Here is an 8,485-nt window from a genome sequence, read left to right as displayed (position 1 = left end):
GACAACCAGCCTGCCTACGTGACACCTATCGTGCTTCGGCACACCGATGCCGGAGTACACGACTGTCAGACAGACGCTCACCAGCGCATGCCGAGCTGGTCGAGTGCCGAACGTCGCTCCGCGTTCAGCCCAGCGGCGCGGCGGCGGGTGTTGGCGGTCCACATGCCCAGGTCGACCAGGACGTCGCCGTCGACCGTGATCTCGCGTCCGGCGGCGGCGGGTCCGGCGAGGTCGACGGGCAGGGCTTCGACATGTTTGCGGGGCACGTTCAAGTGCCCTTCCCGGGCGTGGAACTGCCGGGCCGCGGCGAGGTTGAGCACCCACTTGTGCTCCCGGGTCACCTTCACCGGCCGCTCTTCCTCTCCGGCCGCCTCAATGCCGAGCACGTGCTCCAGCAGCCACTGCTGCGCCGCCTGCAGCTGCTCGAAGCCATGGCACTGCGCTTGCACCCAGCGTCCGAGGTCTTCGCCCTGGACGACGTCGTCCAGGGCCTGGCGTCGCTCCGCGGTGAGCGCCCAGCCTCCGGTCCGGCCGGTTTCCCGGCCAGCCCCGGCGGGAGGCGTCCTGCGCGGGCCGCGGTCAGGCGGGACGTTTCCTCGGTATGACTGATCCCCCCACACGGGTGGCCCCCGGCCCATCCGTGCCCCGGCCGGGCCGCGGTCCCGCTATTACCGGGGGCATGACCATGTCTGTGCTGCGCGGCCTTGCCGTCGCCTTTTTGGCCCTGCCCGCCCTCACCGCGACCCCTGCACCCGCCGCTCCCACCTCCGGCGCCCCGGCCGCTGTCCTTGCACCGGAGCCGCACCGCCTGTCTCTGGCTGATGCCGTCGGCCGGCTGCCGGATGCTGTCGAGGCTCGCGAGGGGTATGTGCGGACGGCCTTCAAGCACTGGGTGGATGCTGACCGGGACGGCTGCACGACCCGGGCGGAAGTCCTCATCGACGAATCCCGTACGAAGCCGGTGATCGAGGCCAAGTGCAAGGTCACCCGGGGGACCTGGTACTCCTACTACGACGGAACCACTCTCACCGACCCCAAGGGCTTGGACATCGACCACATGGTGCCGCTCGCCGAGGCCTGGGACTCCGGCGCCTCCCAGTGGAGCCCGAAGCGGCGTGAGGCCTACGCCAACGACCTGAATGCCGAGCGTTCCCTGGTAGCGGTCACGGCGAAGAGCAACCGGTCCAAGGCCGACCAGGACCCCGCCCAGTGGCTGCCACCGCTCGCCGATGCCCGTTGCACCTACGCCGCGGACTGGACAGCGACCAAGCTCCGGTGGGCTCTGAGCGCGGACCGGGCCGAGAGGGCCGCGCTGACCGATCTCGCCCGGGGCTGCGGCCACCAGGACGTCGAGTACGTCCCCGCCGCCGGCCAGGACACCAGCAGCGCCTGAGCGTGCCGTTGACGGTATGACGCGCGGGCGCCGGTCGTGAACAGCGTCCTCCACGCGGGTGGACGCTGCCGCATGGAGGCCCGCCGGCCGGGGAGCGCGGCTGATGATCGGGGCATGAGCGATGACATCACCTCCCTGCTTCCCGTCCAGGACGCCGCGCCGCCTGGAGATGCTCACGCTGGAGGAAGCCCATGACCTGTTGCGACTGCTTCAGTTGATCGCGGGGGAGGGGCTGGAGGAGTTGTCGCAGGAGGCGGACTGGTTCGCCCGGGAGATCGCAGCGCGGATCCCTTCAGAGAACTGACCGGCAGGCGCCTCCTGGCGTCCCGGCCGCTGCGTACGGACAATGGCGGCGCGGGACGCCCGCCCCGGGACCACGCGGCTTGCAGCCCCTGGCGGGCGTCGGCTCGTTCTCGCGACGCTGGCGCTTCGGAGGCAAGACCGGCTGCCTACGGCCGCCGTGTGTGAGCTGTGGTGGTGGCAGGCGCTGCACGGGGTGTCGTTGTTGTGCAGGCTGTGGGTGCATCGCTCACCGGGCCCGGCGCCCGCCCACGCCACCACCGCGGACTCGCCCGGCACGGTCCGGCACGGTCCGGCACCAGGTCAGCTGCCCGCGCTGGTTCGTCTGCCTCTACCCCGAGATCGAGTTCGGCGGCCAGCCCTACGTGAAGCGAGCCGGCGACGGCTCGGTGCGGCACCTGCCCGCGGCCAGCATGGCCGGGACGGCGGCGGCGGCGAGCAGCGCGCTCGTGCGGTGCAGGAGTTTCATGGCGACTGGCAGCAGCTACCGCAGCCGCGGGTCGAGCGCGGCCGCCGCGGCCTTCACCTTCACTCGGGTTCGCGCAGACCATCTGACGGCTGATCTGCGCTCGCGCACGCGAGGAAATACCGGTGTGGACGGTGCGCGACGGCTCGAACGGTTCACACGCTTACGCGCGGCGGAGACCGCCTGCACAGTCGGTTTACCGAGAGCGCGCCGCACCAGGCACACCATGTTTCACCTGCACGGTTCGGGCCCTCACACCCTCGACGGAAAGGACTGGCCATGCCTTTGAGATGCGCACGTTACATCGGAGTGTCGCTGCTGGCGATCATCCTGGCTGTGATGGGGCAGGTGGCACCCGCGCACGCCAGCGGTGGCCTCGAACTCGCCGCCTGCACCCTGGCGGGGAGCACCGAGACAACCGACTACAGCCCGGCGCTCACCAGTGCGCGGCAGTCGTCCACGGTCTCCATCGACACGCAGTACCGCAACTGCCTCGCACCCACCGAACCCGCTCTCAGCAGCGGGAGCCGTTCCAGCGTCTTCACCCGCGAGACCAGCTGCCTCGACCTCGCCAACGGCGGCCAGCGGACCTACACCATCGACTGGAACACCGGGCAACAGTCGACTCTCAGCGGGATGAGCACCGCCAACGTGGTGGGCGCTGTCCTGACGACGACCACGACCGGAACGGTCACCTCCGGCCTGTTCCAAGGTGCCACGTTCATACAGCAGGTGGTCTCCATACCCAACCTGAACATCACTCTGTGCACGGTGGGCGCCGGCTCTCTCGCCCATCTCGACAACACCGTCACACTCGTCATCACCGGCGTGTGACCACCGGTTCCTCACTCTCGGAGCCTTAGCGGCAGCCTGCCCTCGCGGCAGTCATAGAAGACTTGCGCAGGCGGGGGCCGGGCCGGGTGGCGGCGCGGGCGGCGGCCAGGTTGACCCAGCTCCGGGCGGTGTATTTCGGCGTCGATGGCGTAGGCGACTGCCCGGCGTGGCTGAAGGCGGCCACTGGTCGTCGCCCAGGCCTCTCCGTAGAGCTTGCGTCGGCAGTAGGTGATCATTTTGGGATCACGGCCGGCCGTGCAGCCGACCGGGCTGATGCTCAGGTCAGCGTGGTGCGGTGAACGTCTGCCAGCCCGGATGGCCGAGGCGTCGTGCCACGGTGTCCAAGGCGGCACGCACGGAGATCAGTCGCGTGTGGCGGCGATGACGTGAGGGGGCAGGTCCGTGCGCATCAACGTGGCGGTCACCCCTGTGCCACGCCGCGCTGTGATCCCCGGCGCCGTCCGCTCTTGTGAACGCCGCCCCAGGTGCCCCGACGTCACCAGCTCGTGAACGAAGCCGACGGGCCGGCAACTTCGACCATGGAGTGCCAGTCGGGGTTGCAGTCGAGGGCGAGTTGTTCGGCGCTCGTGTGCTGCTCCCGCGTGGGTAGTTGGGTGGGATGAGACGGATACGGGTTGCGGTGGGGCCGGCCTTGGGGTTCGTGGTGATGATGTTGTTCTGGCACTTCGTGTCGGATGAGTCATGGGTGGGGTCGGTGGTCGCGGCCTCGGGGTGGACGGTGGTGTGGTCGGTGTTCTTTTTCTGGTGGGTGCGGCGGGCGGACCGGCGGTAGGGGGCGCGCTCCTGCTCACCGGGTGGTGGGCAGGAGCGCGGGGGCGACCGGCCAGACGTACCACGCGTGTGTGCAAGACGGGATCCAGAGCGCCCACCTTCTTACAGACGGAGAGGCGCTGGATGGTCTTCTCGATGGGCCGGTCGCTGATCGGCTCAGGGGATGAGGGTGGTGAGCATGCGGTGGGTGGCGGAGTCGGTGGCGTGGATGCGGGTGGTGTGGGTGCCGCGGGTGAGGAGGACGCGGTAGGTGTTGAGGGCGTAGCGCAGGTACAGCTCGGGGGGCAGGTGGCGGAGGGTTTCGTCGTGGCTCTGGTCGGGGTGGGCGTGCCAGCGGCCGTCGGCCCAGGTCAGGTCGGGGCCGATGATGACGCCGGAGTGGCGGTACTCGAGGCCTTGGGCGGTGTAGATGCAGCCGATCTGCTGGTGGCCTCCGGTGTGGGTGGCCCAGAGCTGGCTGTGCGGGGCGATGGTGGCACCGTCGGGGTCGGTGAGGGCGGTGCGGGCATTCCAGGCGGCACGCCAGGTGCGGGGCGCACCGGTGAGGTCGGGGACGTCGATGGCGATGTCGAGGGGGAGTGTGGCCTGACGGGGCCTGGGGTGGCTCCAGGGCCAGCAGAATCCGGCGGTGGTCCGTGCACTGTGTCCGGCGGCGGTGGCCTGCTCGATCTCGTGCTGCAGGGTGAAGGGGTCGCTGGCCAGGTGGAGTTGATAGCCGGCCTGTCCGGTCCAGGGGGCGGGGGTGGCGTACAGGAGGTTGTCGACCCAGGTGGTGTAGGCGGCCGAGCCGCGGCAGCGGAAGGATCCGGTGAGTTCCAGGTGGTGGTGGGTGCGGCCCAGTTGCCGGGCGGCGGCGCGGATCTCCTCGACGGTGGTGCCTTCGTTGGGGCGGATGACCTGGCGTTCGTCGAGGAAGATGACGGCCAGTGTGACGTTGCGCACGACCGCGGCCAGGTCTGGCGGCAGCCCGGGTCCGGTGCGTTTGATGCGCTGTGCCTCGTCGATGACCAGGGCGCTGGTCTGGTGGGTGGTGCTGCGCAGGGCACCGACGGAGGGGAACAGTTCGCGGGCGGCGCTGTTCTCACGCACGGCGTCCAGGAGGTGGGCGCGCAGGGTTCCGGAGGGGGTGATGAAGCGCGGCCGGGTGGCGGGGTGCGCGCGCATGAGGCGGCCCAGCAGCCGGACCGCGAGGGCGGTCTTGCCGCTGCCGGGGCCGCCGCTGACGGTGATGACCGCGCCGGCCCCGCCGGCATGCCTGTCGCGCGTGCTGTCGTGGTGGCGTGCGGGAAGGTGGCGGTCGGCGGCGGCCCGGATCCGCACGAATGCGTCCTGCTGGTCGCCGACGAGCGCGAAGGTGCTGCTGCCGTCCAGAGCGGAGCCGACCTGGTCGAGCAGGCGGCTGGAGGGCTCCCACCGCAGGCCCTCGAACACGCTGACCTGCGCCGCACCCGGCGCCACCAACCCGCCACAGCCCAGCAGTTGGCACAGGTCCGAGCCCGATCCGCAAGTGAGAGCCCCCAGGGCCGCCCACGCTGAAGCTCGGCAGCGGTCTCGCGCCGCACGGCGGTCACCAGCTTGCCGAAGCAGCGCGGGCTCAGCCTGGTGAAGGGACCTATCCAGGACGGGACCGACGCCGTGATCACTGCAGTCACACCAAGATCGTTCCATCTGAGGCCGACCGGGCTGTGCACGGATCAAATACGGAGCCCGAGGTGCCGGTCCAGCTGACTGCGCAGGCGCGCAGAAGCTCCACGCCGAGTCCCGAGTTCCCTCACTTCCGCCGCCGGAAGTTCCGTCCGTCCTGCCAGTGCGAGCACAGCGGCATAGGGTCGTTCGCCTTCGGCGAGCTTTGCCGCCACGGCGTCACGGACGGCGTGCAGCACTGCGTGGTCGGCGCTCGGATGCTCCGCCAGCAGGCGAAGGAGCCTGTTGTCGTTCCATGCACTGTCATGAGCCGTGCTCAGTTCCAGCAGCGTGCCGGGCGCCGTGGAGGGATTGGCGGCCAGCGCCTGCCAGACGAAGGGGTACGGACAACGCGAGAGTCGATGCAGGACGGCGGTGTCGTTCTCAGCATGCGCCAGTTCGAGGTAGCCGGCAGGGGTGTGCACGGGCATTGCCCCTCAGGATCGTCGGGGCGATCATCCTGCCATCAGGGCTCGGTCGCCCGCGTGCGGGGCTCTGACCGCAACCGGTCGAAGATCGCTTACGGGACAACCCTTAGACCGTGTTTGAGATCTGCTCTGTCTTGCGGTTGAGGTGCCGCCGGAGTGGCCGATGCTACTGAGGGGAGCTACCTGACGGAGGTGGCAGATACGGTTCCGGTGAGGCAGCGCTTCATCAGCGAGAAGGCGAACGGCGGCCTGCGAACCAGCCGTTGCGGAGTCAGCTAACGTCGGAGCATGGCAGAGAAGGACATACTCGGGACAGCATCAGACGACCCTGTGGCAGCCAAGTGGCAGGTCGTGCGGGACATGGACGCGAACCTCATCGACAAAGCCCTGGTAGAGGCGGCATTCGCAAACCCTTCCCTCCGGGCTCTGTTTCCGCTGGTCAGCCATGGATCGCTGCAGTTCAGCCGGTGCACCCGTTTCCCTTGGTCGCAAGACCTGCCCTCGATCTTCCCCTACGACGGCGAACGGCACTTCCGTGTTCTTCGGCTGCATGAGCCGCGCGGTTCGGGGCGGGAACAGATCGGTGGCCCTGTTACTGCCGATGAGGCCGTGGAACTCGTAGCTTCGCACCTTCCCGCAGGCTGTGGTCCTGCCCTTGACGGCACGCCCGACGACCTCGAATCGCTCAGCTGAGTCAACTAGCTTGTCTGGCTGCGGTGCGTACGAGCGGGTGCGGGCCCTGCCGCGTCGCCGGTCGGCCGCGGGCGAGTCGGCGGACCATGATGCCGATCATCGCCCAGCGGATCACGGTCTCGGACCGGGCCGGAATGGTCTCGTAGTCCCGGGCGAGGCGGCGGTGGGCGGTGAGCCAAGAGAAGGTGCGCTCGATCGCCCACCGCTTGGGTTGGACCTGGAAGCCGCGCTGGCCAGGGTCTTTGCGAACGATGTCCAGCTCGCGGCCGAGGATCTGGGCGGTCCAATCGACCAGGCGGCCGGCGAAGCCCTGATCTGCCCAGAACTTCTGGATCCGCGGGTGGTCGAGCCGGGCCCACAAGAGCGGTCGACGGGCGCCGGCGCGGTCCTGAACGCTCGCGGCGACCACATGGACCGCAATCAGCAGGCCGAGGGTGTCGGTGACGAGGAACCGCTTGCGACCTTTGACCTTCTTGCCGGCGTCGAAGCCTCTGGTTACAGCGGGGACGGTGTCAGCGGTGCGGATGGACTGCGAGTCGATCAGGCTAGCGCTCGGCTCGGCATTGCGGCCGTGAGCCTCGCGCAACCTGTCCCGCAGTGCGTCGTGTACGCGCTCGACGGTGCCATCGTCGTGCCACCGGGCGAAGTACCAATACACCGTAGGCCAGGGCGGGAAGTCCTTCGGCAGCTGCCGCCAGGCGCACCCGGTCCGCACCACGTAGAAGATCGCGTCCACGATCCGACGCCGCGGATGCTTCTCCCGCCGCCCGCCCTTCGGCCCCACCCGCGCCGGCGGCAGCAACGGCTTCACCAGCCTCCACTGCTCGTCCGTCAGGTCCGACGGATATCCGCCCCCAGAACCACTCACGGACAGTTCAACGAGCACGTCAGCCCACGGCGACCGCAGATCTCAAACGCGGTCTCAGGAGCTGCGGGACTGGGGACCGGTAAGGGTTTTGACGTGGGCGCCCAAGTCAGTGACGGAGACGCCGCGCGAGGGGTCACCGGCGAGGCAAAGTGCTCGGCGGGCGGGTTCTCCTACTCAAGGGCCACTGACGGTTCAAATTCGCTCGGCAGTGGCTCCGTAGAGCCGGAGTGCTCAGCCATGGCGAAATACACGTACTAACCTGCGGAGGCATCAGGTGACACTCGCCGTTCTCTTGGCTCAGGACAAGCGTCCAGATGGCCCTAACTGGCTGCCTTGGGTCTTCATCATCGTGGTAGCTGCGATCTTCATCTTCGGTTTCGTGTCCATGTGGCGCAAGAAGCGATGACCGACTTCTTGAGTTGAGCTTGCGGAGGGGCCGAGAACGGCCCCTCCGCTTACAGAGCGAGGGAGCGAAGAACTGATGCGCATAGCTTTCGGGCTGCTCATGAGTTTGGTCGGGGTCGGTTGTGTTGCCCTTTCCGGTCGCTCAGCCCGCGGGGATCAAGAGAAGTCAAGAGTGGTATTCGGCCAACGGAGCGGCTCTTTCGCGAAGGTATATAGCATGGTGATGTATATTCTCGTCTGATCGGCCCTGACCGTGGCTGGCATCCTCTACGCGACAGGCATCATCTAACGCGAGCGTCATATCTCTCGTACGTCTTCTCTTTTAGAACGGCTAACACAATGAGGTGCATCGCCCCTGGCGGCCGTGCCTGACCGGGCAGTTGCGCGTTGGCCAGGCTGTGGGAACTTCACCGTGGATTGTGCCGGACGACTTGTGGGAGCGGATCGAGCCGCTGCTGCCGAAGAAGGAGCGGCGGTTCCGGTACTCCGGTCGCCTGCCGGTCCCGGATCGCCAGGTGTTGTGCGGGATCCTGTACGTCCTGCACACCGACATCCAGTGGGAACACCTCCCGCAGGAGCTCGGTTTCGGCTCGGGCATGACGTGCTGGCGCCGGCTGCGGGAC

9 protein-coding genes and 1 pseudogene are annotated in these 8,485 nt (G+C 68.5%); 5 read left to right on the top strand and 5 right to left on the bottom strand.

Annotated features, from left to right (window positions below):
* Window positions 1–77: 77 nt before the first annotated feature.
* Window positions 78–449 carry a helicase associated domain-containing protein gene (locus tag ABZY33_RS35585; RefSeq protein WP_356495861.1) on the bottom strand — a complete coding sequence of 124 codons (372 nt, stop codon included), beginning with the start codon at window positions 447–449 and terminating at the stop codon, window positions 78–80.
* Window positions 450–679: 230 nt separating this feature from the next.
* On the opposite strand from ABZY33_RS35585, the gene ABZY33_RS35580 reads away from it, so the two are divergent.
* From ABZY33_RS35580 to ABZY33_RS35570, 3 genes are all read left to right on the top strand, one after another.
* Window positions 680–1,393 carry an HNH endonuclease family protein gene (locus ABZY33_RS35580; protein ID WP_356495860.1) on the top strand — a complete coding sequence of 238 codons (714 nt, stop codon included), beginning with the start codon at window positions 680–682 and terminating at the stop codon, window positions 1,391–1,393.
* Between the two features lie 121 nt (window positions 1,394–1,514).
* Window positions 1,515–1,697: a DUF6417 family protein gene (locus ABZY33_RS35575; RefSeq protein ID WP_356495859.1), complete on the top strand. Its 183-nt coding sequence runs from the start codon at window positions 1,515–1,517 to the stop codon at window positions 1,695–1,697.
* Between the two features lie 801 nt (window positions 1,698–2,498).
* A complete protein-coding gene (locus ABZY33_RS35570) occupies window positions 2,499–2,993 on the top strand; it encodes a hypothetical protein (RefSeq protein ID WP_356495858.1) in 495 nt (164 codons plus the stop codon).
* Between the two features lie 948 nt (window positions 2,994–3,941).
* On the opposite strand, the gene ABZY33_RS35565 is transcribed toward ABZY33_RS35570, so the two are convergent.
* The 3 genes and pseudogenes from ABZY33_RS35565 to ABZY33_RS35555 form a co-directional block, all read right to left on the bottom strand.
* Window positions 3,942–5,216, bottom strand: coding sequence for a DNA/RNA helicase domain-containing protein (locus tag ABZY33_RS35565; RefSeq protein WP_356495857.1), 1,275 nt, complete (start codon window positions 5,214–5,216; stop codon window positions 3,942–3,944).
* Between the two features lie 62 nt (window positions 5,217–5,278).
* A pseudogene (locus ABZY33_RS35560) lies at window positions 5,279–5,437 on the bottom strand (IS5/IS1182 family transposase); the annotation flags it as partial.
* 42 nt (window positions 5,438–5,479) lie between these two features.
* Window positions 5,480–5,899 carry a hypothetical protein gene (locus ABZY33_RS35555; RefSeq protein ID WP_356495856.1) on the bottom strand — a complete coding sequence of 140 codons (420 nt, stop codon included), beginning with the start codon at window positions 5,897–5,899 and terminating at the stop codon, window positions 5,480–5,482.
* A 285-nt stretch (window positions 5,900–6,184) separates the two neighbouring features.
* Here ABZY33_RS35555 and ABZY33_RS35550 point away from each other — a divergent pair, with 285 nt between their 5' ends.
* Window positions 6,185–6,589 carry a DUF6193 family natural product biosynthesis protein gene (locus ABZY33_RS35550; RefSeq protein WP_356495855.1) on the top strand — a complete coding sequence of 135 codons (405 nt, stop codon included), beginning with the start codon at window positions 6,185–6,187 and terminating at the stop codon, window positions 6,587–6,589.
* A 1-nt stretch (window position 6,590) separates the two neighbouring features.
* Here the strand turns inward: ABZY33_RS35550 and ABZY33_RS35545 are convergent, their stop codons facing one another.
* Window positions 6,591–7,496, bottom strand: coding sequence for an IS5 family transposase (locus ABZY33_RS35545; protein ID WP_356495862.1), 906 nt, complete (start codon window positions 7,494–7,496; stop codon window positions 6,591–6,593).
* Window positions 7,497–8,260: 764 nt separating this feature from the next.
* Here ABZY33_RS35545 and ABZY33_RS35540 point away from each other — a divergent pair.
* The coding region (locus ABZY33_RS35540; RefSeq protein WP_356495854.1) for a transposase at window positions 8,261–8,485 on the top strand (225 nt) is incomplete at its 3' end.

This window comes from Streptomyces sp. NPDC006552 (genome assembly GCF_040611655.1).
Taxonomy (GTDB): Bacteria; Actinomycetota; Actinomycetes; order Streptomycetales; family Streptomycetaceae; genus Streptomyces.
This window is presented reverse-complemented; position numbering and strand designations above follow the sequence as displayed.

What these genes read in the sequence shown, in the direction of transcription:
- ABZY33_RS35575 (WP_356495859.1), top strand. Translation starts at nt 1,515, where the DNA reads ATGACATCACCTCCCTGCTTCCCGTCCAGGACGCCGCGCCGCCTGGAG.
- ABZY33_RS35580 (WP_356495860.1), top strand. Translation starts at nt 680, where the DNA reads ATGACCATGTCTGTGCTGCGCGGCCTTGCCGTCGCCTTTTTGGCCCTG.
- ABZY33_RS35570 (WP_356495858.1), top strand. Translation starts at nt 2,499, where the DNA reads ATGGGGCAGGTGGCACCCGCGCACGCCAGCGGTGGCCTCGAACTCGCC.
- ABZY33_RS35550 (WP_356495855.1), top strand. Translation starts at nt 6,185, where the DNA reads ATGGCAGAGAAGGACATACTCGGGACAGCATCAGACGACCCTGTGGCA.
- ABZY33_RS35555 (WP_356495856.1), bottom strand. Translation starts at nt 5,899, where the DNA reads ATGCCCGTGCACACCCCTGCCGGCTACCTCGAACTGGCGCATGCTGAG.